Here is a 24,489-nt window from a genome sequence, read left to right as displayed (position 1 = left end):
AGAGAGGAACGCTATGAACCGTGAAGCCCTGCACGAATCGCTGTCCGCAGTGATGGATAACGAAGCGGACGAGCTTGAACTGCGCCGAGTGCTCGCCGCCAGCGAGGATGCTGAGATGCGTGCGACTTGGTCGCGTTATCAAGTGGCACGCGCCGCCATGCATAAGGAGTTGCTCGAGCCGCGTCTCGACGTTGCCGGGGCGGTCTTTGCTGCTCTGGACAAGGAGCCCGTTCCTGCTCGTCGTCTGGGTGCCTGGCCGGCGCTGGGGCGTGTGGCGGTGGCGGCGTCTGTTACCCTTGCGGTTCTTGTGGGGGTGCGTTTCTATAACGAAGCGGATGCCACTGGTGCGCAGTTGGCCGAGCGTGGCGCTATTCCTGCGTCGGTGATGCCGCAGGTGCAGGAACCTGCCGTGCTGGCCGGATATTCGCTGGGCGAGGTGGAGCAGCCTCAGGCAGGCCGCTCTGCTCAGGGGGCGTCGGAGTGGCATCAGCAGCGTCTGCCCTCTTACCTGCGTCAACATGCTCAAGAGGCTGGGCTCAGTGAAGGGCCGCTTCCCTATGCTCGCGCGGCGAGCCTGGAAAACCGCTAAGGAGAAGTATGCGCGCGCTTTCAATTGCCCTCTTGCTGTCGGCTGCGCTGGTCCCGCCAGCGTTTGCCGAGGAGGCAGGTGACTGGTTGGCGAGGCTGGCGAAGGCTGACCAGCAGCAGCGATTTCACGGCACATTTGTCTATGAGCGTAATGGCAGCTTCTCGACTCATCGTGTCTGGCGGCAGCTCGGTGCCGACGGCAAGATGAGTGAAAGGCTGCTTCAGCTTGATGGGGCTGAGCAGGAAATCCTCAAGGTTGACGGTCGGGTGCAGTGCATCGCCGGCGGTATGGCCGATCAGGTGGAAGGAGCTGCGTTCTGGCCTTCTCGAACCTTAGACCCTGCGCGTCTGCAGTCATTCTACGAGCTCAAGATGGCGGGGCATTCGCGAATCGCAGGGCGTCAGGCGGTTGTTCTGCTGCTATCTCCGCGTGACCAGCATCGCTATGGTTTCGAGCTGCATCTTGATCAGGAAACGGCGCTGCCGCTCAAGTCCCTCTTATTGAATGAAAAGGGCCTGCTTCTCGAGCGTTTCCAATTTGCCGAGTTCGATCCTTTCGCTGAGTTCGACTCCTCTAGCTTGCTTCCGGGTGATGCCTGTCGACCGGTTCGGGCGCGTGCTGAGCCGGTTTCAGTCAAGGCTGGCTGGCATGCCCAGTGGCTACCGCCTGGCTTCGAGCTGTCCGGAGTGGTCGAGCGCAAGGGCGCGGATGATGCGCCCGTGGTATTCATGACCTATGCCGACGGCTTGGCCAGGTTTTCGATTTTCGTCGAATCGCTCAATGGTTCGCCGGTAGAGGACGCCCGTCATCAACTGGGGCCGACCGTTGTGGTTTCTCGCAGGGTGACCGCTCCGGAGGGTGATTACATGATTACTGTCGTCGGCGAGATCCCCTTCGGGACCGCCGAGCGGGTGGCGGTTTCACTCAGTGCCGACGAAGGGGTTGTCGCCAGCCCATGATCGAGGAGCAGGGTCGCGTTGTCGCGGTGGAGCAGGGTGCCGTCTGGGTTGAGACCCGACGTCGCAGCACCTGTTCGAGCTGCTCGGCGCAGGCGGGCTGCGGGCAGGGCCTGATGGACCGATTGGGAGTTGATGCACAGCGCGGATTCGTCCGCGCGCTATCTGATCTCCAACTGGCGGTTGGAGATGCCGTCGTTATCGGCATTCGCGAGGACCTCCTGCTGCGAGGTGCTCTGCTCGTCTATCTGGTCCCCTTGCTGGGGCTTTTTTGTGCAGCGCTGATCGCTACGGCGATGGGTCTTCCCGAACCGCTGGTGATCGCCGCAGCCATAGCCGGGTTTGCCCTGGCGTGGCTGTTGGTGCGCATCCGCAGCAGGCGCACCAGCGACTCTCCGAGTTCTCAGCCAGTTGTATTGCGCGCCGTTCTGGCAACACACTCCTGATTCAGATATCGATTGTTCGTTGGGGAGCAAGTAGTCCATGTTCAACCTGAAACGCAGTCTATCCGCCTTGGTGGCGCTCATTCTCGTCAGTCCGTGGCTCCATGCGGCCCAGTTGCCCGAATTTACCGAGCTGGTCGAGCAGGCTTCGCCCGCAGTGGTGAACATCAGTACTCGGCAGAAGTTGCCCGAGCGCTCCGCTAGCGATCCGCTGATGGCGCCTGATCTGGAGGGAATTCCTCCGATCTTTCGTGAGTTCTTCGAGCGTGGCGTGCCACAGATGCCCCGCTCGCCCAATGGGCAGCAGCGTCAGGCGCAGTCGCTGGGCTCGGGTTTCATCATTTCCGCAGACGGCTATGTGCTGACCAACAACCACGTCGTTGCCGGGGCAGACGAGATCATTGTTCGCCTTCCGGATCGCAGCGAGCTGGAGGCGCGTCTGGTGGGTGCTGATCCGCGAACGGACGTTGCCTTGCTCAAGGTCGAAGGCGAGGACCTGCCGACCGTCAAACTGGGCGATTCGGAAAATCTCAAGGTGGGGGCTTGGGTCCTGGCGATCGGTTCTCCATTCGGCTTTGATCACTCGGTGACCGCTGGCATCGTCAGTGCGAAGGGGCGGAGTCTGCCGAACGAGAGCTATGTACCGTTCATTCAGACGGATGTGGCGATAAATCCCGGCAACTCGGGCGGGCCGTTGTTCAACCTGGACGGCGAAGTGGTTGGTATCAACTCGCAGATATTCACTCGCTCTGGCGGTTTCATGGGGCTGTCTTTTGCGATCCCCATCGGTGTCGCCATGGATGTTGCCAACCAGTTGAAGTCGAACGGACGCGTCAGTCGCGGTTGGTTGGGCGTGGTGATTCAGGAGGTCAACAGAGATCTTGCGGAGTCCTTTGGTCTGGACAAGCCCGCCGGCGCGCTGGTTGCGCAGGTGCTTGATGGCGGGCCTGCAGCCAAGGGTGGTTTGCAGGTGGGCGACGTGATTCTCAGCTTGAATGGCCGCCCCATCATCATGTCGGCCGATCTGCCGCATCTCGTTGGTGGCCTGAAGCCCGGAAGCAAGGCGACGCTGCAAGTGGTGCGTGAAGGCGTGCGTAAGGACTTGTCGCTTACCATTGGCATGCTTCCCGAGGAGGGTGAAAGCCTCGCTTCAGCCGGGGCGTCCGGCAAGGAGCAAAGCAGCAATCGCCTTGGTGTCACGGTCGCGGAACTGAGCGAGGAGCAGCGCAAAGGCCTGGATCTGCGCGGCGGCGTGGTCATTCGCGAGGTACAGGACGGTCCGGCTGCCTTGATCGGCCTGCGCCCGGGTGATGTGATCACTCACCTGAATAATCAGGCGATTGATTCCGCGCAGACCTTTACCAAGGTTGCAGAGGCATTGCCGCGCAATCGTTCCGTGTCCATGCGGGTATTGCGTCAGGGGCGCGCCAGCTTCATCACCTTCAAGTTGTCCAGCTAAGTTGCTTGCAGCGCTCGATTCTCGCTGAAGAAGGGCCGGCCGTAATGGCCGGCTCTTTCATTTCATCGCAGACCGATTGCCAGCCCGACGCCTGTGCGTGACTCGATCTGGCGCAATCGGGTAGACTTGCCGGCTATTTTTCGTGCCTCGTTTGTGGCCTTCAGAGTGTCGATCCGTGAGTGATCTGAGTCATATCCGCAATTTTTCCATCATCGCCCATATCGATCATGGCAAGTCCACCCTCGCCGACCGCTTCATCCAGATGTGTGGCGGACTCAGTGAGCGCGAGATGGAAGCTCAGGTGCTCGACTCCATGGACCTGGAGCGCGAGCGCGGCATCACCATCAAGGCACACAGCGTCACGCTCTATTACAAGGCGCGCGACGGCAAGGTCTATCAGTTGAACTTCATCGACACGCCGGGGCACGTCGACTTCACCTACGAAGTCAGCCGTTCCCTGGCTGCGTGCGAGGGCGCGCTGCTGGTGGTCGATGCCGGGCAGGGCGTCGAGGCGCAGTCGGTGGCGAACTGCTACACCGCCATCGAGCAGGGCCTGGAAGTGATGCCGGTGCTGAACAAGATGGACCTGCCGCAGGCTGATCCGGACAAGGTCAAGGACGAGATCGAGCACATTATCGGTATCGACGCCACAGACGCCGTCGCCTGCAGCGCCAAGAGCGGCATGGGCGTGGACGAAGTGCTTGAGCGTCTGGTGCAGGTGATTCCGCCACCCACCGGAGATGTCGAGGCGCCGTTGCAGGCGCTGATCATCGACTCTTGGTTCGACAACTATCTGGGTGTGGTGTCTCTGGTGCGAGTGCGCCATGGCCGAATCAAGAAGGGCGACAAGGTTCTGGTCAAGTCCACCGGCAAGATCCACCAGGTCGACAGCGTCGGTGTCTTCACTCCGAAACACACCGCCACTGAGGATCTCAAGGCCGGCGAGGTGGGCTTCATCATCGCGGGAATCAAGGACATCCATGGCGCGCCGGTGGGCGATACGCTGACACTGGCGGCGACGCCTGATGTGGACATGCTGCCCGGTTTCAAGCGGGTCAAGCCGCAGGTATATGCGGGGCTGTTCCCGGTCAGCTCCGATGACTTCGAGGATTTCCGCGAGGCACTGCAGAAGCTGACCCTGAACGATGCGGCGCTGCAGTACGAGCCGGAAAGCTCGGACGCGCTGGGTTTCGGCTTTCGCATCGGCTTTCTCGGCATGCTGCACATGGAGATCATCCAGGAGCGCCTGGAGCGCGAGTACGACCTAGATCTGATCACTACCGCGCCCACCGTGGTCTTCGAAGTGGAAATGAAAAACGGCGACGTGATCTATGTCGACAACCCCTCGAAGTTGCCGGATCCGGCCGGCATGCTGGACATGCGCGAGCCCATCGTGCGGGCCAATATTCTGGTTCCGCAGGAGCATCTGGGTAACGTCATAACCCTGTGCATCGAGAAGCGCGGCGTGCAGCGCGACATGCAGTTCCTCAGCAGCCAGGTCCAGGTCAGCTACGACCTGCCTATGAACGAGGTGGTGCTGGACTTCTTCGATCGGCTCAAGTCGGTCAGTCGTGGCTACGCTTCGCTGGACTACAGTTTCGATCGCTTCCAGTCGGCCAATCTGGTGCGCCTGGACGTGCTGATCAATGGCGACAAGGTCGATGCTCTGGCGCTGATCGTGCATCGCGACAGGGCCCATCACAAGGGTCGGGTGTTGACCGAGAAGATGAAAGAACTGATCCCGCGGCAGATGTTCGACGTGGCGATCCAGGCCGCCGTGGGTGGGCAGATCATTGCTCGCACCACCGTCAAGGCGCTGAGGAAGAACGTTCTGGCCAAGTGCTACGGCGGCGACGTCAGCCGCAAGCGCAAACTGCTCGAGAAGCAGAAGGCCGGCAAGAAAAGGATGAAGCAGGTCGGCAACGTGGAAATTCCACAGGAAGCCTTCCTCGCCGTGCTAAGGGTGGATAGCTAAGTCATGTCGATCAATTTTCCGTTGCTGCTGGTTCTGGCCGTCGCAATCTGTGGGTTTCTCGCGTTGCTCGATTTGCTCTGGCTGGCTCCGCGCCGCCGCCGCGCGATCGAAGCCTATCGCCGGCAGGTAGCGCAGACCGATGAAGCGGCTCTCGAGCGTCTGGCCAAGGAGCCGGTTGCGGTCGAATACGGTAAGTCGTTCTTTCCGGTGCTGGCGATAGTGCTGGTACTGCGATCCTTCCTCGTCGAACCATTCCAGATTCCTTCCGGTTCGATGCGCCCGACGCTGTTCGAGGGTGATTTCATCCTGGTCAACAAGTTCGCCTATGGCATCCGCCTGCCGGTGCTCGACCTCAAGGTGATCGAGATCGGCGATCCGCAGCGTGGCGATGTGATGGTATTCCGCTACCCGAGCGCACCGGAGATCAACTACATCAAGCGAGTGGTCGGTGTGCCGGGCGACCTGATCCAGTACAGCAGCGAGAAGCGCCTGTACGTCAACGGCCAGCTGGTGGCGGAAGATTTTCTCGAGGATGAGGCCGGCTCGGTCGGCACGGCGCGGCTGTACAACGAGCGCCTGGGTGAAGTCGAGCACATGATTCGCAAGGAAATCGGCAGCAACCGCAGGCCTGACAGCCAGTGGACGGTGCCCGAGGGCCACTATTTCATGATGGGCGACAATCGCGACAACTCGAAGGACAGTCGCGTCTGGGAAGATCCGCCAGGCACCCCGCCGGCCTACAGCGGCATGGTTCCTGATCGCAATATCGTCGGCAAGGCGTTCGCCGTGTGGATGAGCTGGCCAGATCCGAAAATGAGCAATCTGCCGCACTTTTCTCGCGTCGGCCTGATTCGCTGAGCAGGGTGGGCGCTGGCCAGCTGTTTCCAGCGAGCCCACCCGCTATATAGTTCGTCAGGGCGTGCGCCGATCGCCGCCGCCAATAACAAAGAAGAATAACTGGAGCCAACCGATGACGTTTGCACACAAGCAGAAAGGCATGTCGATGCTGAGCTGGATGGTGGTCCTGGTGTTGGTGGCATTCTTTGCCAGCGCCGGCTTCAAGCTGATTCCTCATTACATGGACAATCGGGCGCTGGATCGCATGATCACCGCTGTCGAAAGTGACCCGACCACCAAGATTCGCAGCGTCCCTGAGTTCTACACCTACCTTTTCAAAGGTATACAGGTCAATGCGATTGACCTGAAGCCTGAGGAGGTTTTCGACATCAAGCTGGAAAACAATGTCTACCTAGTAAAACTGAAATACGAACAGCGCGAGCCGCTGATCAAGAACATCGATCTGGTAGTCAGTTTCGACAAAGAATACCGCGTGCGCATGCAGTGACCGTTTCGCTGAGTCGGCTCGAGCGACAGCTCGGGCACAGTTTCAAGGATCAGGAGCTGCTGCTGCTGGCCCTTACCCATCGCAGTTATGCCGGGCGCAACAACGAGCGTCTGGAGTTTCTGGGTGACTCCATTCTCAACTTCATTGCCGCAGAGGCGCTGTTCGAGCGCTTCCCGCAAGCGCGTGAAGGTCAGCTTTCCAGGCTGCGCTCGCGTCTGGTGAAGGGCGAGACCCTTGCCGTGCTGGCCCGAGGCTTCGTGCTGGGCGACTACCTGCGACTAGGTTCCGGTGAGCTGAAGAGTGGCGGTTTTCGCCGTGAGTCGATTCTTGCCGACACCCTGGAAGCGCTGATCGGCGCCATTTATCTGGACGCCGGCATGGAGACCGCCCGCCAACGCGTGCTGGCCTGGCTGGAGACCGAGCTGAACGGGCTGACGCTGGTCGATACCAACAAGGATCCGAAAACACGTCTGCAGGAATTTCTGCAGTCCAGGGGCCAGGATCTGCCTCGCTACGAGGTGGTGGGCGCTGAAGGCGAGCCGCATTGCCGGACGTTCACCGTCGAGTGCCAGGTGGCCCAGTTGAGTGAGAAAACCCACGGGCAGGGCGGCAGTCGCCGGATAGCCGAGCAGGTGGCCGCCGCCGCCGCACTCATCGCCCTTGGCGTGGAGAATGGTCATGAATGATTCCAGCAGTACCCGTTGCGGCTATGTCGCCATCGTTGGCCGGCCGAACGTAGGCAAGTCGACTTTGCTCAACCACATCCTTGGCCAGAAGCTGGCGATCACCTCGCGCAAGCCGCAGACCACCCGCCACAACATGCTCGGGATCAAGACCGACGGCGCCGTGCAGGCGATTTATGTCGATACGCCGGGACTGCACAAGCACAACGACAAGGCGCTCAACCGCTACATGAATCGCAGCGCATCTTCCGCGCTGAAGGATGTCGATGTGGTGGTCTTCGTCGTCGACCGCACCCGCTGGACCGACGAGGATCAGATGGTTCTGGAGAAGGTCCAGTACGTGCGCTGTCCGGTTCTGCTGGCGGTGAACAAGGCGGATCGGATGGAAGACAAGGCTGATCTGCTGCCGCACCTGGAGTGGCTGGCTCAGCAGTTGCCGCAAGCCGAGGTAGTGCCCATCTCGGCACTGCTCGGACAGAACCTCGATACCCTCGAACGGCTGGTCGGCGAGAAGCTGCCGGAAAGCGAGCATTTCTTTCCCGAAGACCAGATCACCGACCGCTCCAGCCGCTTTCTCGCCGCTGAACTTGTGCGCGAGAAGATCATGCGCCAGCTGGGTGCCGAGCTGCCCTACCAGATCACCGTCGAGGTCGAGGAGTTCAAGCAGGAAGGACGCATCCTGCATATCCATGCGCTGATTCTGGTGGAGCGCGACGGCCAGAAGAAGATCATCATCGGCGACAAGGGCGAGCGCATCAAACGCATCGGCCAGGACGCTCGCCGTGACATGGAAACCCTGTTCGACTCCAAGGTCATGCTCAACCTCTGGGTCAAGGTGAAGAGCGGCTGGTCCGACGATGAGCGCGCTTTGCGTTCCCTGGGCTATCTGGATCTCTGAGCCGGCCTGAATCAGCGTTTTTCCTCCTGGGCGGTCAGCCATCATGTTCGCCTATGTTCTGCACAGTCGGCCCTACAAGGAGACCAGCGCGCTGGTCGACTTTTTCACGCCTGACGGTCGTCTGCGGGCGGTGCTGCGGGGCGCGCGCGGCCGCAACGGAGGTCTTGCTCGGCCGTTCACGCCGCTTGAACTGGAGCTGCGCGGGCGCGGCGAACTGAAGAGTGTCCAGCGTCTGGAGAGCGCGGGCATTGCCCTGCTGCTCGGGGGGCAGGCGCTGTACAGCGGTCTCTATCTGAATGAGCTGCTGATGCGCCTGTTGCCCGCTGAAGATCCCCATCCGGCGTTGCATCAGGACTATTCCCTGAGCCTTGCTGCGCTGGCGGCGGGCAGACCTCTGGAGCCGATCCTGCGTGCCTTCGAGTGGCGACTGCTGGATGAGCTGGGCTATGGTTTCGCCCTCGACCGCGATGCCTGCGGTGAGCCCATGCATGCCGAGGTGCTCTATCGCCTGGTACCGGACGCCGGCTTCGAACGCATTCAACAGTTGCAGCCTGGCTGTTTCCACGGCCGCGACTTGCTGGCGCTGGCCGAGGCCGACTGGAGTCAGCCCGGAGCGCTGATGGCGGCCAAGCGGCTGATGCGCCAGGCGCTGGCCCCCCACCTGGGTGAGCGGCCGCTGGTCAGCCGTGAACTGTTCATGAATATCAAGGAGTCGTCCCGTGACTGAAGCCAATCGTGTCCTTCTCGGCGTCAACATCGACCACGTTGCCACGTTGCGCCAGGCACGCGGCACCCGTTATCCCGATCCGCTGAAGGCTGCGCTGGATGCCGAGGAAGCCGGCGCCGACGGCATCACCTTGCACCTGCGCGAGGATCGCCGGCACATTCAGGATCGTGACGTGCTGATCTTCAAGGATGCTCTGCAGACGCGAATGAACTTCGAGATGGGCGTGACCGAGGCGATGCTCGCCTTCGCCGAGAAGCTGCGCGCAGAGCACATCTGTCTGGTCCCGGAGACCCGCCAGGAGTTGACCACCGAAGGTGGCCTGGACGTTGCCGGCCAGGAGGCGCGCATCCGCGCGGCGGTGGAGCGGATGGCTGCCTGTGGCAGCGAGGTTTCGCTGTTCATCGATGCCGATCCGCGGCAGATCGAGGCGGCGGCCCGCGTTGGTGCGCCGGCCATCGAACTGCACACCGGCCGCTACGCCGACGCTCACACGCCTGCCGAGCGAGCCGTCGAACTGGCGCGCATCCGTGATGGTGTGGAGGCCGGTCTTGCCCATGGCCTGATCGTCAATGCCGGCCACGGTCTGCATTATCACAACGTCGAGGCGGTGGCGGCGATTCGCGGGATCAACGAGTTGAACATCGGCCACGCCATAGTCGCGCATGCCCTGTTCGTTGGTTTCAAGGCCGCGGTGGCGGAGATGAAGGCGCTGATTCTGGCCGCAGCCAACCGCCACTGAGGACGGATCAGGGTTCGCGCAGAGGTGCCGGCGGCGTGTCACCGAGCCAGCGCTGGTGGATCTGGGCGAAGCTGCCGTCCCGCTTCATTGTGTCCAGCTCCACTTGCCAGCGCTGTACGCGTGCATCCGGGGTGTCGCGCCAGAAGGCGATGTAGCCGTACGAGGTGCGGTGGTTGTAGATCGCCTCGACATCTTCGCTGGCGAGGAAGTCGACCTGTTGCGCCTGCGAGCCGTGGGAAAGAAAGCTCAGGTTGTCCGCCACTATCACCTTGACTCGACCATGCTTGAGCATGCGGAACACCTGTTCCGGCTCGTTCACCGGCAGCAGGTTGGGCAAGCCTGTTTCGCGCAGCTCCTGGTAGGTCGACCAGGCCCGCGGCACGGCGATCGGGCCCAGTGCGTGCAGCTGCTCGGGGTGGCTGACCTGCAGGCCCGAGCCGCGCAGGGCGTAGAAGTTGTCCTCGCTCACCACCAGTGGACCGACCCACTTGAACTGCCGTTCTCGCTGCGGATTGCGGATGGTGGTGTAGAGCGCGGTGTTCGGGGTGCGCAGGACGATCTGCAGGCTGCGTGCCCAGGGGAGCGACTGGATGCTGGCCGGTTCGCCGAGGCGACGCAGCAATTCGCGTACTACTTCGGTGGCCATGCCGTCGACTTCACCATTCTCGCTGAAGCTCACCGGCGGATACTCCTCGGTGTACAGCTGCAGCGGTTCGGCGGCCGTCTGGGTCGCGATCATCAGGCTCAGCACGGCGGCGGCAAGGACGCGGGGCGGGTGCATTGCGTGCATTCTCCGAAGACTGCCAGGTAAGGCAGGCATGCGGTGGATGCTGCGACAACCGACGCCCGACGTCCAGCGCCGGATCGAGTGGTTCAGGGCTTCTTAGCGATCAGCACCGCACGGCGGGGCGCCGGCAGGCCTTCGACGGTACGGTTCGGGTCGCTCGGGTCGAGGAAGTCCGGTAGCGACTGGAAACGCATCCACTCGGTGCTGCGCTGTTCTTCGACGCTGGTGACGCTGACATCCACGCAGCGCACATCGACGAACCCGGCGCGGCGCAACCAGCGTTCCAGCGCCGGTACTGAGGGCAGGAACCAGACATTGCGCATCTGCGCGTAGCGATCCTCGGGCACCAGCACCTGTTGCTCATCGCCTTCCACCACCAGGGTTTCCAGCACCAGCTCTCCACCTCTGAGCAGGCAGTCCTTGAGCTCCAGCAGATGATCGATGGGTGAGCGGCGATGATAGAGCACGCCCATGGAGAAGACCGTGTCGAAGCCCTGGAGCTTCGCCGGCAGCTCTTCCAGCGCCAGCGGAAGGTGCCAGGCCGGCAGCTGCGAAAGGTAGTGACGCATGGCGAGGAACTGACAGAAGAACAGCCAGTTGGGATCGATACCGATCACCTCGCGGGCGCCTGCGCCGAGCATCCGCCACAGGTAGTAGCCATTGCCACAGCCGACATCCAGCACGCGCTTGCCCTGCAGGTCGAGGTGCGCGGCGACGCGCTGCCATTTCCAGTCCGAACGCCACTCGGTGTCGATCTGCACGCCGAACAGCTCAAAGGGGCCCTTGCGCCAGGGCGACAGGCCGAGCAGGGCCTGGCGCAGGGCATTGCGCGCCGGCTCGCTGCAGGCGCCGTCGAGGGCGAAGCGCTGCTGCAGCTCGACCTGGCTGGCGTTCAGTGCCGGCAGTGCCTCGAGGGCGGTACGCCAGCGCGGCAGGTCGCCATGCCCGACCGCCAGCTTGGCGTCGAGCTGTGCCTGCAGGCTATCGGCCCAGCTCCCCAGCGGCGAGCCTTTCAGTCGTTGGGCAAGGGGAGTGAGGTCGATCATGGCAGGGCGATCAGCGAGGCGAAGTTCAGGCACTGGAACCACGGCAGCACCTGGCTGAATCCGGCGTCCAGCAGACGCTGGCGGTGGGTCTGCAGGCTGTCGGGCAGCATGACCTTCTCGATCGCGCTGCGCTTCTGTGCAATCTCCAGTTCGCTGTAGCCGTTGGCGCGTTTGAAATCCAGATGCAGGGCGGTGAGCAGCTCATCCTCGATGGCGTCCTCGAAGCGCAGTTTCTCCGAGAGGATCAGCGCGCCGCCCGGCAGCAGGGCCTGGCGAATGCGAGCGAGCAGTTCCGGGCGGCGTTCGATCGCGATGAACTGCAAGGTAAAGTTGAGCGCCACCAGCGAGGTCGGCTGAAACGCGAGTGCAAGGATGTCCGCCTCGATCACCTCGACCGGCAGCAGCTCCTGAAACATGGAGTCCTGTGAGTGCAGGTATTCGCTGCAGCGCTCGACCATCGCTGCCGAGTTGTCGACGGCAATCACCCGGCAGCCGTCGGCACGCACATGGCGGCGCAGCGCCTGGGTCACTGCGCCGAGCGAGCAGCCCAGGTCATACAGGGTGGTATGCGGCTGGGCGAAGCGCGCCGCGAGCACGCTGATATTTTCGACGATGGTCGGGTAACCGGGCACCGAGCGCTTGATCATGTCCGGAAACACGCGGGCGACATCCTCGTTGAAGACGAAGTCGGCTACCTGCGCCAGCGGCTGGGCGAAGAGACGGTCGGGTTCCTGGCTCACGGTGGGTGCCTGCTCTGATCGAAGGGCGGCATTCTAGCCAAGTGTTCGCCTCAGCCAAACTCCCGCGTCGGCTGGGCGAAGCGTGCCGCGGCGGCAATGCCCCACTGACCGAGCCAGTAGCTGGCGAGGATCGGGTAGTCGGCGTCGGGGATAGGTAGCAGGAAACGGTCGAAACCGATCAGGCTGTCCGAGATGACGAACAGCAGCGCACCCAGTGCGCCCAGCCAGACGCTGCGCCGAGCCAGACCGCCTTCAGCAGGACGCGCCAGCGCGCGCCAGAGCATGGCGGCAATTGCCAGGCTGTAGACCAGTACCGGCAATTCCAGATCGCCGAGGCCGCCGAGAAACAGCAGCCCGTACATACCCCCCGCCAGCGCCCCGGCAATGCCCAGCGCAATCCACGCCGGGCGGCGGCAATCGCGGGTGAAACCATGCAGGTAGATCAGGTGGGCAAAGAAGAAGGCGCACAGACCGGCCAGGAACAGGTCGCCCGGCCAGGCTAGCAGGATGTCTCCGGCCAGCGACACCGCCAGCCCCAGCTGGATGGGTCGGCGCAGCAGCGTATCCGCCGAGAACTGCAGCCAGCCGATCAGGGCCAGTACTGGCAGCGGCTTGGCCAGCAGGCATAGCAACGGCAGCTGCAGGTAGACACCGGCAAAGAACAGCCCGGCGCCGCACAGGCCCAGGCCCAGCCACAGACGCGGGTTCATCGGACCTCCAGGCGGCATTCGAAGTGCTCGATCGGCTCCGGTTCCCAGGGCCGCTGGTAGGCCAGGCGCAGGCTGCCCTTGCCGGCTGCGGTCGCCTGGAAGCGCCAGGTCGAGTGCCCGGCGGCACCGACCATGTCGACCTTGTCGGGCGAGCTATAGACCTCCGGCCCCAGGCTACGCAGGGCATCTGGCGTATTGAGCAGTTCCCAGCGATAGCCGGTTGAAGGATTGCTCGGCAGGCGCAGGATCAGCATCTGTCCCTGGGCAAGCTGCTGCGGACAGCGCGCCTGGTTCTCCAGCAGCACGCTGCTGGGCGGGGCGCTGCTGCAGGCGGCGAACAACGGCAGGGCAAGGAGGGGGAAGGCGCGATGGATGCGAATCATGACGGGTCTCGGCAGCGTCGAATGGTCGCCAGCATAGCGGGGTTTGCGCAGGCTTCGCATGCCTTGCAGGCAGCGAAGGCGCGCGGGCGGCGAGGCATTCCGATTGCCTGGGAGTCCGCGCGTTGGGCTTCGCAGCCCAACCTACGACCCCTTGGGCCGTCGGGCTCATCGATGAACCCGCGCGGCAATCGGTAGGTTGGGCCGCAAGGCCCAACGATGCGTCAGGCAAGCCGCAGGGTAACGCTCAGCCAAACAGCACCTTGGCCACATCGACAAAGCGCCGGGCGAAATGCACCGTCATGCCCTCGCGCAGATAGGCCGGTAGCTCCTCGTAGTCGCCGCGGTTGGCCTCCGGCAGGATCAGTTCGCTGATCTTCTGCCGGCGCGCGGCGATGACTTTCTCGCGCACCCCGCCGATGGCCAGCACCTGGCCGGTCAGGGTCAGTTCGCCAGTCATGGCCACGCCCTTCTTCGGCGCCTGGTTGCGCGCCAGCGACAACAGCGCGCTGGCCATGCTGATGCCGGCGCTGGGGCCGTCCTTGGGCGTGGCGCCCTCGGGCACGTGCAGGTGGACGAAGGCCTGGTCGAAGAAGCCCGGATCACCGCGGTACTGCGCCAGATTGGCAGCAACGTAGCTGTAGGCGATCTCCGCCGACTCCTTCATCACCTCGCCGAGCTGGCCGGTGAGCTTGAAACCGCGGTTGAGGCTGTGGATGCGCGTCGCCTCGATCGGCAGGGTGGCGCCGCCCATGCTGGTCCAGGCCAGGCCGGTGATGATGCCGACCCCGGCCATGACCTGCTCGGCGCGAAAGTGCGGCATGCCCAGGTAGCCTTCCAGATCCTTCGGGCCGATCTTCACCCTGGTGTCTGGCTCGTCCAGCAGACGCACCACCACCTTGCGCAGCAGCTTGCCGAGCTGCTTGTCCAGCTGGCGCACGCCGGCCTCGCGGGCGTAGCCCTCGATCAGTGCCCTGAGCGCGGCATCGCTGAGGCTGATGCGGCTCTTGTCCACGCCTGCCTTCTCCAGCTGGCGCGGCCACAGGTGGCGCTTGGCAATGGCGAGCTTTTCCTCGGCGATGTAGCCGGACAGGCGAATCACCTCCATGCGGTCGAGCAGCGGACCAGGGATGGAATCCAGCGTGTTGGCGGTGCAGACGAACAGTACCTTGGACAGATCCAGGCGCAGGTCCAGGTAGTGGTCGAGAAACTCGACGTTCTGTTCCGGATCCAGGGTTTCCAATAGAGCCGAGGCCGGGTCGCCCTGGTAGCTGGTGCCCATCTTGTCGATCTCGTCGAGCATGATCACCGGGTTCATCACCTCGACATCCTTGAGCGCCTGCACCAGCTTGCCGGGCAGGGCGCCGATGTAGGTGCGTCTGTGGCCCTTGATCTCAGCCTCGTCGCGCATGCCGCCGACACTGAAGCGATAGAACGGCCGCCCCAGGCTCTCGGCGATGGACTTGCCGATGCTGGTCTTGCCCACGCCCGGTGGGCCGACCAGCAGCACGATCGAGCCGCTGATCTCGCCTTTGTAGGCACCCACGGCAAGGAATTCGGTGATTCGTGCCTTGATGTCGTCCATCCCGGCGTGGTGCCGATCGAGCACCTTGCGCGCGCGGGCGAGGTCCAGCTTGTCCTTGCCGTACACGCCCCAGGGCACGCTGGTCGCCCAGTCCAGATAATTGCGCGTCACCGCGTATTCGGGGGAGCCGGTCTCCAGGATCGACAGCTTGTTCAGTTCCTCGTCGATGCGCTTCTGCGCCGCCGCGGGAAGACTCTTGCCGTCCAGACGGGCGCGAAACTCGTCAGCATCGGCGCTGCGGTCGTCCTTGGTGATGCCCAGCTGCTGCTGGATGATCTTCAGCTGCTCCTTGAGGAAGAATTCGCGCTGGCGCTCGCCGACCTTGCGCTCGACCTCGGCAGACAGCTCCTTCTGCAGCTTCGCCACCTCCACTTCCTTGCGCAGCAGGGGCAGCACCTTCTCCATGCGTTTGAGGATAGGTACGCAGTCGAGTACTTCCTGCAGCTCGCGACCGGGGGCGGTGGTCAGCGCTGCGGCAAAGTCGGTCAGCGGCGAGGGCTCGTTGGGGCTGAAGCGATTCAGGTAGTTCTTCAGCTCCTCGCTGTACAGGGGGTTGAGCGGCAGCAGTTCCTTGATCGCGTTGATCAGTGCCATGCCGTAGGCCTTGACCTCGTCGCGCGGATCTTCCGCCGCCTGAGGGTATTCGACCTCGACCAGGTACGGCGGCTTGCGGCTCAGCCAGCCACGCACGCGCACCCGGCTCAGGCCCTGGGCGACGAACTGCAGCTTGCCGCCTTCCTTGCTGGCGTGATGGATGCGCACCAGGGTGCCGTGCTCGGGCAGCTGTGCCGGATCGAACTGGTCGGGCGACTCGCCGGGGTTGTCGAGGAAGAACAGCGCCAGGCAGTGGTGGCTGGTGTTGGCCACGCGCTTGAGGGTCTCGTCCCAGGGCTCTTCATTGACCACGATTGGCAGCACCTGGGCGGGGAAGAACGGGCGGTTGTGCACCGGTATCACATACAGCCTTTCGGGACGCTCCTGTCCGGGGATGGCCAGGCTGCTGCCGGCCTCGATGATCTCTGCGTGCTGCTCCTGATCGCTCATCAAGCACTCCGTTGGACGGCGGGCGCGGGGCCCTGCGGATTCTGATCGCCGGACGTCGCTATCCGGCTCGGTGTGCAGAGGTAGATGGGTGGCAGGTGCGGGGATTTCAAGGCAGGCATTCGAGGGGTTAATTGTTACGATATAACATGATAGGATGCGCGCCCTTCGTCTGGCGCCCCGTGGCGCCTGGTGCTCACGCCTTCCAAGGAGATCCTTCGCATGCAGCTTGCCCGTCACCCGCTGGCACTCGCCATCGCCCTGACTTTTGCCCCTGGTGCCTGGGCCGCCCAGCCGGTCGAGCTGCAGTCGACCGTGATCAGCGCCAGCGCCCTGGCCAGCCAGCGCCACGAGATGACTGCTCCGGCTGAAGTGTTGGAGGGTGACGCGCTGGTGCTGCGTCGCGAGTCGACCATCGGCGAGACCCTCGACAGTCTGCCGGGTGTGCGCTCCAGCAGTTTTGGCGCCGGCGTGTCGCGACCGGTGATCCGTGGCCTGGATGGCGCGCGGGTCAAGGTACTCAGTGATGGTGTGGACGTGCTGGACGCCTCGACCATCAGCCCCGATCACGCGGTCGGCATCGAGCCGCTGCTGAGCGAGCGCATCGAGGTGCTCAAGGGCCCGGCAACCCTGCTCTATGGTGGTGGTGCGATTGGCGGGGTGGTCAACGTGATCGACCGCAAGATCCCCACCTACGTCCCGGCCGACGGCTACGAAGGCGAGCTGGAGCTGCGCGCCAACAGCGTCGCCAACCAGGGCGAGGGCGTGTTCGGCCTGACCGCCGGCAGCGGCCCGTTCGCCGTACGCGTGGAAGGCGTCAAGCGCCAGGCCGACCCCTACGAGATCCCCGGTTCGCCGGATAAGCAGGACGGCTCCTACAACGACAATGACAGCTACACCCTGGGCGGCAGCTTCATCGGCGAGCGCGGCTATATCGGCCTCGCCTTCGGTGAGCAGAACCGTCGCTATGGCCTGCTCGGCCATGAGCATGCCGATTGCCACGAACACGATCCGGGTGACTGGGATTGCGACGACCATGGCGGTGGCCATGATGAGGAGGAAGAGGGCACGCCCTATATCGACATGCACCAGAAGCGCTGGGACCTGCGCGGCGAGCTGAGCGACCCGTTGCCGGGCTTCGAGCGCGCGCGTCTGCGGGTGGGCCACAGCGACTACCAGCACCGCGAGATCGAGGGCGGCGAAGTGGGCACCCGCTTCGAGAACAAGGCCACCGACGCGCGTCTGGAGCTGACCCACCAGCCTCTGGCCGGCTGGCGTGGCGTGGTCGGTGCGCAGACCCTGCACCGCGATTTCGCCGCCCTGGGCGAGGAGGCCTACGTGCCGCCGACCCTGACCCGCAACCATGGCGTGTTCCTGCTCGAGGAATACCGCGCGGACGACTGGCGCTACGAGATCGGCCTGCGCCGCGAGTGGCAGGACATCTCCGCCGAAGGCGCACGCGACACCCGCCACAGCGGCACCTCGGTCTCCGCCGGCACGGTCTGGACCTTCGCTCCCGAGTACTCGCTGGGCCTGTCGCTGTCGCGCTCGCAACGCCTGCCGAGTGCCGAGGAGCTGTATGCAAACGGCCCGCACGCCGCCACCCGCACGGTCGAGCTGGGCAACCCGGAGCTGGACGAGGAAACCTCGCACAATCTGGAAGTCAGCCTGCGCAAGTTTGCCGGCCGGGTCGGATTCGACCTGAGCCTGTTCCGCAACCAGGTGGATGATTTCATCCACGCCGCCGACACCGGCGAAGACATCGGCGGTGGCTACCGGCTGATCGAGTATCGCCAGGACGACGCCGTGCTCTACGGGCTGGAAGGCGAGCTGCGCCTGCAGGCCAGCGACAGCACCAGTGTTGCGCTGTTCGGCGACCACGTGCGCGCCAAGCTGCGTGACGGCGGCGACCTGCCGCGGATTCCCGCCGGTCGTCTCGGCGTGCGTCTGCAGCAGGCGTTCACCCCGGCGCTCAGCGGCCAGGTGGAGGCCTACCGGGTGCTGCGGCAGAAGGATCATGCCGACTACGAAAGCGAAACTGCCGGCTACAACATGCTCGGCGCAGGCGTTGCCTACACCGGTGCCATCGCGCGCACCGACTACCAGCTGTACCTGAAGGCGAACAATCTGCTCGACGAGAAGGCGCGCGAGCACAGCTCCTTCCTCAAGGACGACGTACTGCTGCCGGGTCGCAACTTCACCGCGGGCGTGCGCCTGTCGTTCTGAACTTTGCCGCTGCGCTGGGTCTAGGTTGCTGATGGCCTCGACTCGCCGTGCCCCTTGTCACTCGAGCCGCTAGGCTGGAAGCAGGGTCGGTGGGGAGAGCGCCATGTTGCAGATCGAACGGATCATCGAGAGTGAATTGCCGCCGCTGAGCGCGGCGCAGTTCTTCACCTGCATCGACCACTACTACCTGATCGACGAGGCCGACTGGCTTGCCGAGCTGGCGCATCTTGCCGACCCGGGGCAGGCCCGCGAACGGATCGCCGACACGGCCCGGCAGCTGGCCACGGCGGCGCGGGCGCGCGAGCAGCAGGTTGCCGGGCTTGATGCGCTGCTGCGCCAGTACGACCTGCAGACGCCTCAGGGCCTGGCCCTGATGGAGCTGGCCGAAGCACTGCTGCGTATCCCCGATACGGCCAGCGCCGAGGCGCTGATCCGCGACCGCCTCGGTCCCTTGCACTGGCAGCCAGGCGCCTCCGCAGGCGGGCTGGGCGCGCGCCTGGGCGAGCTCGGCCTGGCGCTCGGCGAGCGCTTGCTGGCGCAGTCGCCGGACGATCGGCCTGCTGCTGTACAGCGCCTGCTACGCCAGGCCGGCGAGCCCTGGATTCGGCGTGCGCTGAGCCTCGGCATGCGCAGGCTCGGGCAACGCTTCGTACTCGGCCAGCAACTGGGCGAGGCGCTGGCGCGGCGGCAGGCGGACTACCTCTATTCCTTCGACATGCTTGGCGAGGCAGCCATGACGGCCGCCGATGCCGAGGATTATGCCGACGCCTACGCCGCGGCGCTGGACGCCCTGGCCGCCGCCGGTGCGGCGCCGCAGGCCTCGGTGTCGATCAAGCTGTCGGCGCTGCACCCGCGCTATGAACCGGCGCAGCGTGCGCGGGTGTTCGATGAGCTCTACCCGCGTCTGCTGAGGCTGGCCATGCGCGCCCGCGAGTGTGGGGTGCAATTGAGCATCGATGCCGAGGAGTCCGACCGCCTGCAGCTGTCGCTGGAGTTGTTCGAGCGCCTGGCGCGCAGCAGCGAGCTGGCCGGCTGGGATGGCCTGGGTCTGGTGGTGCAGGCCTACTCGAAGCGTTGTCTGCCGGTGCTGGTCTGGCTGGCGTTGCTGGCGGACGAGTTGCGCGTGCGCTTTCCTTTGCGGCTGGTCAAGGGTGCCTACTGGGACAGCGAGATCAAGCTGGCCCAGCAGCGCGGCCTGGGTGGTTACCCGGTGTTTACCCGCAAGGAATCCACCGACGTGGCCTATCTGGCCTGCGCACGCTTTCTGCTCGGTCCGGCCTGCGCTGGACGACTGCTGCCGCAGTTCGCCAGCCACAACGCCCAGACCCTGGCCAGCGTGCTGGAGATGGCGGCCGAGCAGGGCTGCGCAGACGTCGAGGTGCAGCGCCTGCACGGCATGGGCGAGGCCTTGTTCGATTGCCTGCCGGCGGGGCTGCGGCGGCGTATCTATGCGCCGGTCGGCGCGCATCGCGAGCTGTTGCCCTATCTGGTGCGCCGGTTGCTGGAGAACGGCGCCAACGCCTCCTTCGTGCACCGGCTGGGCGATCCGCGGGTGCCGCTGGAGCAGCTGATCGAGCATCCGCTGGATCAGCTGCACCGCCACGCCAGCCTGGCCAATCCGCTGCTGCCGCCGCCCGCCCGGCTGTTCGCGCCGCGGCGCAATTCCGCGGGGTTCAACCTGCATGCCGGGCAGGCACGCGAGGTGTTTCTCCAGGAACTGAAGGAGCAGCTGCAGCACTGCTGGCGGGCGACGCCGCTGCTCGCAGGCGATGAGCTGGAAGGACCGGTGCAGCCGCTCTACGGCCCCTGGCAGCGCAACCGTTGCCTCGGCGGCGGGGTGCGTGCCAGCCAGAATCAGGCGCGGGCGGCGATCACCCACCTGGCGGCCGCAGCACCGGCCTGGCGCCAGACGCCGGTAGGCGAACGGGCGCAGGTGCTCGAACGCCTGGCCGAGCTGCTCGAGGAGCAGCGTGCCGAACTGGTCGCGCTCTGCTGTCTGGAAGCCGGCAAGACCATTCAGGATGGTCTCGACGAAGTCCGCGAGGCGGTCGACTTCTGCCGCTACTACGCGCTGCAGGCCCGCGAGCTGATGCAGCGGCGGGTGCTGCCCGGCCCGGTTGGCGAGGTCAACGAGCACTACTACGAAGGCCGCGGCCTGGTGGTCTGCATCAGTCCGTGGAATTTCCCCCTGGCGATCTTCCTGGGCCAGGTCTGCGCGGCGCTGGTGACCGGCAATGTGGTGCTGGCCAAACCGGCCGAGCAGACCCCGCTGATCGCTGCGCGGGCGGTGCAACTGCTGTTCGAAGCCGGCTTGCCACCGACTGCCCTGGCGCTGCTGCCCGGCGACGGCGCGTTGCTCGGCGAGGTGTTCTGCGCCGATCCGCGCGTGGCGGCGGTCTGCTTTACCGGCTCCTCGGCCACCGCGAGGGCGATCAACCAGCGCCTGGCGCAGCGCGAGGGCGCACTGGCTGCGCTGATCGCCGAAACCGGTGGGCAGAACGCACTGATTGCCGACACCACGGCGCTGCCCGAGCAACTGGTGCGCGACGTCATCGCTTCCGCCTTCACCAGCGCCGGTCAGCGCTGCTCGGCGCTGCGCGTGCTGTGCGTGCCGCAGCCCCTGGCGGAGCGGGTGACCGCGCTGCTGCGTGGGGCCATGGCCGAGTTGCGGGTGGGGCCGCCGGATCGACTCGACAGCGACCTCGGCCCGCTGATCGATGCGGCGGCGCTGCAGTCCCTGCAGGGCTACCTGCAACAGGTGCAGGGACGGGAGCTGAGCGCAAGTCCGCTGGCGGAAGGGTTGGACGGCTTCTACCTGGCGCCGCGGCTGGTCGAGATCGACAGTCTCGATCAACTCGGCGAGGAGCATTTCGGTCCCGTGCTGCATCTCTTGCGTTATCGCGTGGATGCCCTGGACGGCCTGATCGATTCGCTCAATGCGCTGGGCTATGGCCTGACCCTGGGCGTGCATAGCCGCAACCAGAGCACCATCGCGCACATCGAGGCGCGCGCCCGGGTCGGCAATCTCTACGTCAACCGCAACCAGATAGGGGCGGTGGTCGGGGTGCAACCGTTCGGCGGCCTGGGCCTCTCCGGGACCGGGCCCAAGGCCGGTGGCCCGGACTATCTGCGCAGGCTCTGCGTAGAGCGCTGCAGCTCGCGCAACAGCGCCGCCGTGGGAGGCAATGCCGCGCTCTTCGATCTGCGTGAAGACGACTGAGGCGCTCAGCGTGCCGCGCTGACGCCTTCGAGGGTGGCGAAGGAGGTGTCCTTGGCGGTGAGCAGGAAGTCGCGCATGAAGGGCGCATCGAGCATGTCGCTGCGGATGCCGGCGTAGAGCGTTGCAATCAGGCCCTTCTCGCCCAGGCGGCGGGCGGTGACGTAGCCGCGCGAGCTGTACTCGTGCAGCGCCCAGTTCGGCAGGCAGCAGACACCGCGCCCGGAGGCCACCAGCTGCAGCATCATCACCGTCAGCTCGGCGTTGCGGATGCCGGCAGGCTCGATGCCTGCCGGTTCGAGGAAGCGGGTGAAGATGTCCAGGCGGTCGCGGTCCACCGGATAGCAGATCAGGGTCTCGCTCTCCAGGTCCTCGGCGCGGATATGGGGGCGGGCCGCCAGGCGATGCTGGTTGGCGACCGCCAATAGCGCCTCGTAGGTGAATAGCGGCACGTAGGTGATGCCGGGCATCTCCACCGGGTCGGAGGTGACCACCAGATCGAGATCGCCGCGCGCCAGGGCCGGCAGCGGGGCGAAGGAGAAGCCCGAGGCGAGGTCCAGCTCCACCTCTGGCCAGGCGTCGCGGAACTGGTCGATGGTCGGCATCAGCCACTGGAAACAGCTGTGGCATTCGATGGCCATGTGCAGGCGGCCGGCCGTGCCGCCGGCCAGGCGCGCCAGGTCACGCTCGGCGGCGCGCAACTGCGGCAGCAGGCTGTCGGCCAGTTGCAGCAGGCGCAGGCCGGCACTGGTGAAGCGCACCGGGCGGGTCTTGCGCACGAACAGCGGCATGCCCAGACGCTCTTCCAGCTCCTTGAACTGATGCGACAGCGCCGACTGGGTCAGGTGCAGGCGCTCGGCCGCCTCGACCAGGCTTTCCGCGTCGCGCAGGGCGTGCAGGGTCTTCAGATGACGGATTTCCAGCATGCCATGCTCCGGCGCGGACCTTGAAGGACGCTCATGATGGGCCGCTGCCGCAAGCGCTGCAAGGCCGCCTGCTCGGCTACAGCAGCGCGTGCAGGACCAGCGCCAGCGCGCCGCCGAAGCACACCAGCGAGAACAGTGCGAGCAGGCCGTCGCGGGCGATCAGCGACAGCCCCAGGCAGCTCAGCGCCGCGCCGGCCAGGCTGTTGGCAAAGGGGATCAGCTCCAGCGGCGGCATGCTCAGGGCGATCATCAGGCAGAGCAGGGCACAGAGGTAGAAGGCCGGGCCACGTGTCAGCCAGCGCAGCCTCGGTTTGACCATGCGGTCGATCGGTCGCGCCCCGCGCAGCAGTACCCCCAGCGCCTGATCGAAGCGCTTGCCTGGCACCTTGCGCCGTAAAAACCAGCGCGGCAGCCAGAAGTAGCGGCGTCCCAGCAGCAGTTGCACGGTGATCAGCGCCACGGCCACCGCCACCGCAGTGGGCAGGCCGGGAATGCCGGACAGCGGTGACAGCACCAGCAACCCGAGCAGCAGGATCATCGGCCCGAAGCTGCGTTCGCCGGTAGCCTGGAGCATGCAGGCCACGCTGACGCGGCTGCGCCGCTCGCCGCTTTCGCGCAGGCGCAGCAGCAACGCTTCCAGATTGCCGTCCTCATCCACCTTCATGCCTGACCTCCGCGCCGGTTTCAGCTTGGAAGCCAGGTTCCTGCCAGGGGTTCGCTGCGTTGGTCGGTTGCCCCTGCGGCATGTGCCCCTGTCGCGCCTCGTGCCTCGGTGCCAACCTGCGGCTGCACTGAACAGTAGGCGCCGCATTGAGCAAGCGCGGTCTGTCGGAGGATGAATCCGGCTCAATCAGGGCGGCGGGGACGGCCGTTCGTCCTGCTTCATCAAAACGTCACGCAAGTGTGGCAGCGCGCCGGCATGGACGACGTCAAACTCTGCGTCCAATGGCGTTTCTCGTGCGGTCCAAAACACATGCGTATTCTTGTCCTTCTCGCCGCCCTGCTTGGCGGTGCGCCGTCCTTTGCGGCCGATCCCTGCGATACCCAGGTTCCCCATGCCTTTGTCGAGTTGAGCGATGTGCGCCTGGCCTACCAGAGCGTGGGGCGCGACAGCGATCCGGCGTTGCTGCTGGTCATGGGCCTTGGCGGCCAGCTGATCCACTGGCCCGATGCGGTGGTGCGCAGGCTCTGCGAGGACGGTTTCCGGGTCATTCGCTTCGACAATCGGGATGCCGGCCTGAGCACCTGGAACGGTCGCCCGGCGGAGCTGAACCTGCGCTATCAGGTGCTGCGGCATCGGCTGGGCCTGCCGGTCAACGCGCCCTATCGGCTGCGCGACATGGCTCTCGACAGCCTCGGCCTGATGGACGCGCTGGGTATCGAGCGTTTCCACCTGCTCGGCGTCAGCATGGGCGGCATGATCGCCCAGCACATCGCCGACATGCAGCCACAGCGGGTCACCAGCCTGACCCTGGTGATGACCAGCTCCGGCGCCGCCGGGTTGCCGGCACCCAGCGATGCGCTGCTGCGCCTGCTCGCCGAGCGCGAGGCACCGACCCGCGCCGAAGCGCTGCAGCAGCAGGTCGAGCTGCTCGCTGCGCTCGGCAGCCGGCGGGTCAGTGATGATCGCGACCTGCTGCTGCAACAGGCCGAGGAAGCCTACGCCCGCTCCTTCAATCCGGACGGAGTGCAGCGCCAGCTGGCGGCGATCCTTGCCGAGCCCAGCCGGGTCGAGCTGCTGGCCCGTATCGAGGTGCCGACCCTGGTCGTGCATGGCACCGACGATCCGCTGCTACCGGTGATGCACGGCGTGCATGTCGCCGCGCATATCCGCGGTGCTGATCTACGGCTGATTCCGGGACTGGCGCATCGCTTCCAGGACGCCTTCCGCGAGCCGCTGCTGCAGGCGGTGCTGCCTTACCTCGCCAGTCACCGCGATGACGAGGGCCTGGCCAGCCTCTGACAGCTGCGCTTCCTGAGCCGCCCGTCCGCGCCCCGACGGTTCGGCTGCGCATCC

At 65.0% G+C, this 24,489-nt stretch carries 22 protein-coding genes; 14 read left to right on the top strand and 8 right to left on the bottom strand.

From position 1 onward, the window contains the following. Positions 1 to 13: 13 nt before the first annotated feature. The 11 genes from DBO85_RS00330 to pdxJ all read left to right on the top strand — a co-directional run bounded on the left by DBO85_RS00330 (position 14) and on the right by pdxJ (position 9,814). On the top strand, positions 14 to 589 hold the full coding sequence (locus tag DBO85_RS00330) for a sigma-E factor negative regulatory protein (RefSeq protein WP_108104150.1): 576 nt from the start codon (positions 14 to 16) through the stop codon (positions 587 to 589). 8 nt (positions 590 to 597) lie between these two features. Then, entirely contained in the window at positions 598 to 1,548 is a 951-nt protein-coding gene (locus tag DBO85_RS00325) for a MucB/RseB C-terminal domain-containing protein (RefSeq protein WP_108104148.1), read from the top strand. After that, positions 1,545 to 1,991: a SoxR reducing system RseC family protein gene (locus DBO85_RS00320; protein WP_108104146.1), complete on the top strand. Its 447-nt coding sequence runs from the start codon at positions 1,545 to 1,547 to the stop codon at positions 1,989 to 1,991. Before DBO85_RS00325 ends, DBO85_RS00320 begins: the two co-directional genes overlap by 4 nt. Positions 1,992 to 2,028: 37 nt before the next feature. After that, the gene (locus tag DBO85_RS00315; protein ID WP_108104144.1) at positions 2,029 to 3,447 is read left to right on the top strand and encodes a DegQ family serine endoprotease; all 1,419 of its coding nucleotides are present in this window, start codon (positions 2,029 to 2,031) and stop codon (positions 3,445 to 3,447) included. Positions 3,448 to 3,622: 175 nt separating this feature from the next. Then, positions 3,623 to 5,422: a translation elongation factor 4 gene (gene lepA / locus DBO85_RS00310; protein WP_108104142.1), complete on the top strand. Its 1,800-nt coding sequence runs from the start codon at positions 3,623 to 3,625 to the stop codon at positions 5,420 to 5,422. Positions 5,423 to 5,425: 3 nt separating this feature from the next. Further along, positions 5,426 to 6,280: a signal peptidase I gene (gene lepB / locus DBO85_RS00305; protein ID WP_108104140.1), complete on the top strand. Its 855-nt coding sequence runs from the start codon at positions 5,426 to 5,428 to the stop codon at positions 6,278 to 6,280. Between the two features lie 112 nt (positions 6,281 to 6,392). After that, positions 6,393 to 6,767: a DUF4845 domain-containing protein gene (locus tag DBO85_RS00300; protein WP_108104138.1), complete on the top strand. Its 375-nt coding sequence runs from the start codon at positions 6,393 to 6,395 to the stop codon at positions 6,765 to 6,767. Next, positions 6,764 to 7,453, top strand: coding sequence for a ribonuclease III (rnc, locus tag DBO85_RS00295; protein ID WP_108104136.1), 690 nt, complete (start codon positions 6,764 to 6,766; stop codon positions 7,451 to 7,453). Before DBO85_RS00300 ends, rnc begins: the two co-directional genes overlap by 4 nt. Beyond that, positions 7,446 to 8,348: a GTPase Era gene (gene era / locus DBO85_RS00290; protein ID WP_108104134.1), complete on the top strand. Its 903-nt coding sequence runs from the start codon at positions 7,446 to 7,448 to the stop codon at positions 8,346 to 8,348. Before rnc ends, era begins: the two co-directional genes overlap by 8 nt. Positions 8,349 to 8,391: 43 nt before the next feature. Continuing rightward, positions 8,392 to 9,075, top strand: a complete 684-nt coding sequence (recO, locus tag DBO85_RS00285) for a DNA repair protein RecO (protein ID WP_108104132.1) — start codon at positions 8,392 to 8,394, stop codon at positions 9,073 to 9,075. Then, positions 9,068 to 9,814 carry a pyridoxine 5'-phosphate synthase gene (pdxJ, locus tag DBO85_RS00280; RefSeq protein ID WP_108104130.1) on the top strand — a complete coding sequence of 249 codons (747 nt, stop codon included), beginning with the start codon at positions 9,068 to 9,070 and terminating at the stop codon, positions 9,812 to 9,814. The genes recO and pdxJ overlap by 8 nt, the downstream gene beginning before the upstream one ends. Positions 9,815 to 9,821: 7 nt before the next feature. Here the strand turns inward: pdxJ and DBO85_RS00275 are convergent, their stop codons facing one another. From DBO85_RS00275 to lon, 6 genes are all read right to left on the bottom strand, one after another. After that, positions 9,822 to 10,595: a substrate-binding periplasmic protein gene (locus DBO85_RS00275; RefSeq protein WP_158268856.1), complete on the bottom strand. Its 774-nt coding sequence runs from the start codon at positions 10,593 to 10,595 to the stop codon at positions 9,822 to 9,824. 92 nt (positions 10,596 to 10,687) lie between these two features. Then, positions 10,688 to 11,647, bottom strand: a complete 960-nt coding sequence (gene cmoB / locus DBO85_RS00270) for a tRNA 5-methoxyuridine(34)/uridine 5-oxyacetic acid(34) synthase CmoB (protein ID WP_108104126.1) — start codon at positions 11,645 to 11,647, stop codon at positions 10,688 to 10,690. Beyond that, positions 11,644 to 12,387: a carboxy-S-adenosyl-L-methionine synthase CmoA gene (gene cmoA / locus DBO85_RS00265; RefSeq protein ID WP_108104124.1), complete on the bottom strand. Its 744-nt coding sequence runs from the start codon at positions 12,385 to 12,387 to the stop codon at positions 11,644 to 11,646. The genes cmoB and cmoA overlap by 4 nt, the downstream gene beginning before the upstream one ends. 50 nt (positions 12,388 to 12,437) lie before the next feature. Further along, complete coding sequence (locus tag DBO85_RS00260; protein ID WP_108104122.1) at positions 12,438 to 13,097, bottom strand: lysoplasmalogenase; 660 nt, start codon at positions 13,095 to 13,097, stop codon at positions 12,438 to 12,440. Further along, positions 13,094 to 13,480, bottom strand: coding sequence for a protease inhibitor I42 family protein (locus DBO85_RS00255; RefSeq protein ID WP_108104120.1), 387 nt, complete (start codon positions 13,478 to 13,480; stop codon positions 13,094 to 13,096). The genes DBO85_RS00260 and DBO85_RS00255 overlap by 4 nt, the downstream gene beginning before the upstream one ends. Positions 13,481 to 13,724: 244 nt before the next feature. Beyond that, positions 13,725 to 16,106 (bottom strand): endopeptidase La, encoded by a 2,382-nt coding sequence (gene lon, locus DBO85_RS00250; RefSeq protein WP_108104117.1) that lies wholly within the window; start codon positions 16,104 to 16,106, stop codon positions 13,725 to 13,727. Between the two features lie 219 nt (positions 16,107 to 16,325). Here lon and DBO85_RS00245 point away from each other — a divergent pair, with 219 nt between their 5' ends. Next, positions 16,326 to 18,329, top strand: a complete 2,004-nt coding sequence (locus DBO85_RS00245) for a TonB-dependent receptor (RefSeq protein ID WP_108104115.1) — start codon at positions 16,326 to 16,328, stop codon at positions 18,327 to 18,329. A 103-nt stretch (positions 18,330 to 18,432) separates the two neighbouring features. Continuing rightward, on the top strand, positions 18,433 to 21,549 hold the full coding sequence (putA, locus tag DBO85_RS00240; RefSeq protein ID WP_108104113.1) for a bifunctional proline dehydrogenase/L-glutamate gamma-semialdehyde dehydrogenase PutA: 3,117 nt from the start codon (positions 18,433 to 18,435) through the stop codon (positions 21,547 to 21,549). A gap of 5 nt (positions 21,550 to 21,554) precedes the next feature. On the opposite strand, the gene metR is transcribed toward putA, so the two are convergent. Then, positions 21,555 to 22,472 (bottom strand): transcriptional regulator MetR, encoded by a 918-nt coding sequence (metR, locus tag DBO85_RS00235; protein ID WP_108104111.1) that lies wholly within the window; start codon positions 22,470 to 22,472, stop codon positions 21,555 to 21,557. Between the two features lie 76 nt (positions 22,473 to 22,548). Next, positions 22,549 to 23,136: an exopolysaccharide biosynthesis protein gene (locus DBO85_RS00230; RefSeq protein WP_108104109.1), complete on the bottom strand. Its 588-nt coding sequence runs from the start codon at positions 23,134 to 23,136 to the stop codon at positions 22,549 to 22,551. Positions 23,137 to 23,445: 309 nt separating this feature from the next. Here DBO85_RS00230 and DBO85_RS00225 point away from each other — a divergent pair, with 309 nt between their 5' ends. Further along, on the top strand, positions 23,446 to 24,435 hold the full coding sequence (locus DBO85_RS00225) for an alpha/beta fold hydrolase (protein ID WP_108104107.1): 990 nt from the start codon (positions 23,446 to 23,448) through the stop codon (positions 24,433 to 24,435). Positions 24,436 to 24,489 lie beyond the last annotated feature (54 nt).

Source organism: Pseudomonas mangrovi, assembly GCF_003052585.1.
In the GTDB taxonomy this organism is placed as follows: domain Bacteria; phylum Pseudomonadota; class Gammaproteobacteria; order Pseudomonadales; family Pseudomonadaceae; genus Aquipseudomonas; species Aquipseudomonas mangrovi.
The sequence above is the reverse complement of the archived record's forward strand: the minus strand, read 5'-3'. Positions and strand labels throughout refer to the sequence as shown.

Bases quoted from the DNA above. Each gene is read 5' to 3' on its own strand.
- DBO85_RS00330 (WP_108104150.1), top strand. From the start codon at position 14: ATGAACCGTGAAGCCCTGCACGAATCGCTGTCCGCAGTGATGGATAAC.
- DBO85_RS00325 (WP_108104148.1), top strand. From the start codon at position 598: ATGCGCGCGCTTTCAATTGCCCTCTTGCTGTCGGCTGCGCTGGTCCCG.
- DBO85_RS00320 (WP_108104146.1), top strand. From the start codon at position 1,545: ATGATCGAGGAGCAGGGTCGCGTTGTCGCGGTGGAGCAGGGTGCCGTC.
- DBO85_RS00315 (WP_108104144.1), top strand. From the start codon at position 2,029: ATGTTCAACCTGAAACGCAGTCTATCCGCCTTGGTGGCGCTCATTCTC.
- lepB (WP_108104140.1), top strand. From the start codon at position 5,426: ATGTCGATCAATTTTCCGTTGCTGCTGGTTCTGGCCGTCGCAATCTGT.
- DBO85_RS00300 (WP_108104138.1), top strand. From the start codon at position 6,393: ATGACGTTTGCACACAAGCAGAAAGGCATGTCGATGCTGAGCTGGATG.
- era (WP_108104134.1), top strand. From the start codon at position 7,446: ATGAATGATTCCAGCAGTACCCGTTGCGGCTATGTCGCCATCGTTGGC.
- recO (WP_108104132.1), top strand. From the start codon at position 8,392: ATGTTCGCCTATGTTCTGCACAGTCGGCCCTACAAGGAGACCAGCGCG.
- DBO85_RS00275 (WP_158268856.1), bottom strand. From the start codon at position 10,595: ATGCACCCGCCCCGCGTCCTTGCCGCCGCCGTGCTGAGCCTGATGATC.
- cmoB (WP_108104126.1), bottom strand. From the start codon at position 11,647: ATGATCGACCTCACTCCCCTTGCCCAACGACTGAAAGGCTCGCCGCTG.
- DBO85_RS00260 (WP_108104122.1), bottom strand. From the start codon at position 13,097: ATGAACCCGCGTCTGTGGCTGGGCCTGGGCCTGTGCGGCGCCGGGCTG.
- DBO85_RS00255 (WP_108104120.1), bottom strand. From the start codon at position 13,480: ATGATTCGCATCCATCGCGCCTTCCCCCTCCTTGCCCTGCCGTTGTTC.
- lon (WP_108104117.1), bottom strand. From the start codon at position 16,106: ATGAGCGATCAGGAGCAGCACGCAGAGATCATCGAGGCCGGCAGCAGC.
- DBO85_RS00245 (WP_108104115.1), top strand. From the start codon at position 16,326: ATGCAGCTTGCCCGTCACCCGCTGGCACTCGCCATCGCCCTGACTTTT.
- putA (WP_108104113.1), top strand. From the start codon at position 18,433: ATGTTGCAGATCGAACGGATCATCGAGAGTGAATTGCCGCCGCTGAGC.
- metR (WP_108104111.1), bottom strand. From the start codon at position 22,472: ATGCTGGAAATCCGTCATCTGAAGACCCTGCACGCCCTGCGCGACGCG.
- DBO85_RS00230 (WP_108104109.1), bottom strand. From the start codon at position 23,136: ATGAAGGTGGATGAGGACGGCAATCTGGAAGCGTTGCTGCTGCGCCTG.
- DBO85_RS00225 (WP_108104107.1), top strand. From the start codon at position 23,446: ATGCGTATTCTTGTCCTTCTCGCCGCCCTGCTTGGCGGTGCGCCGTCC.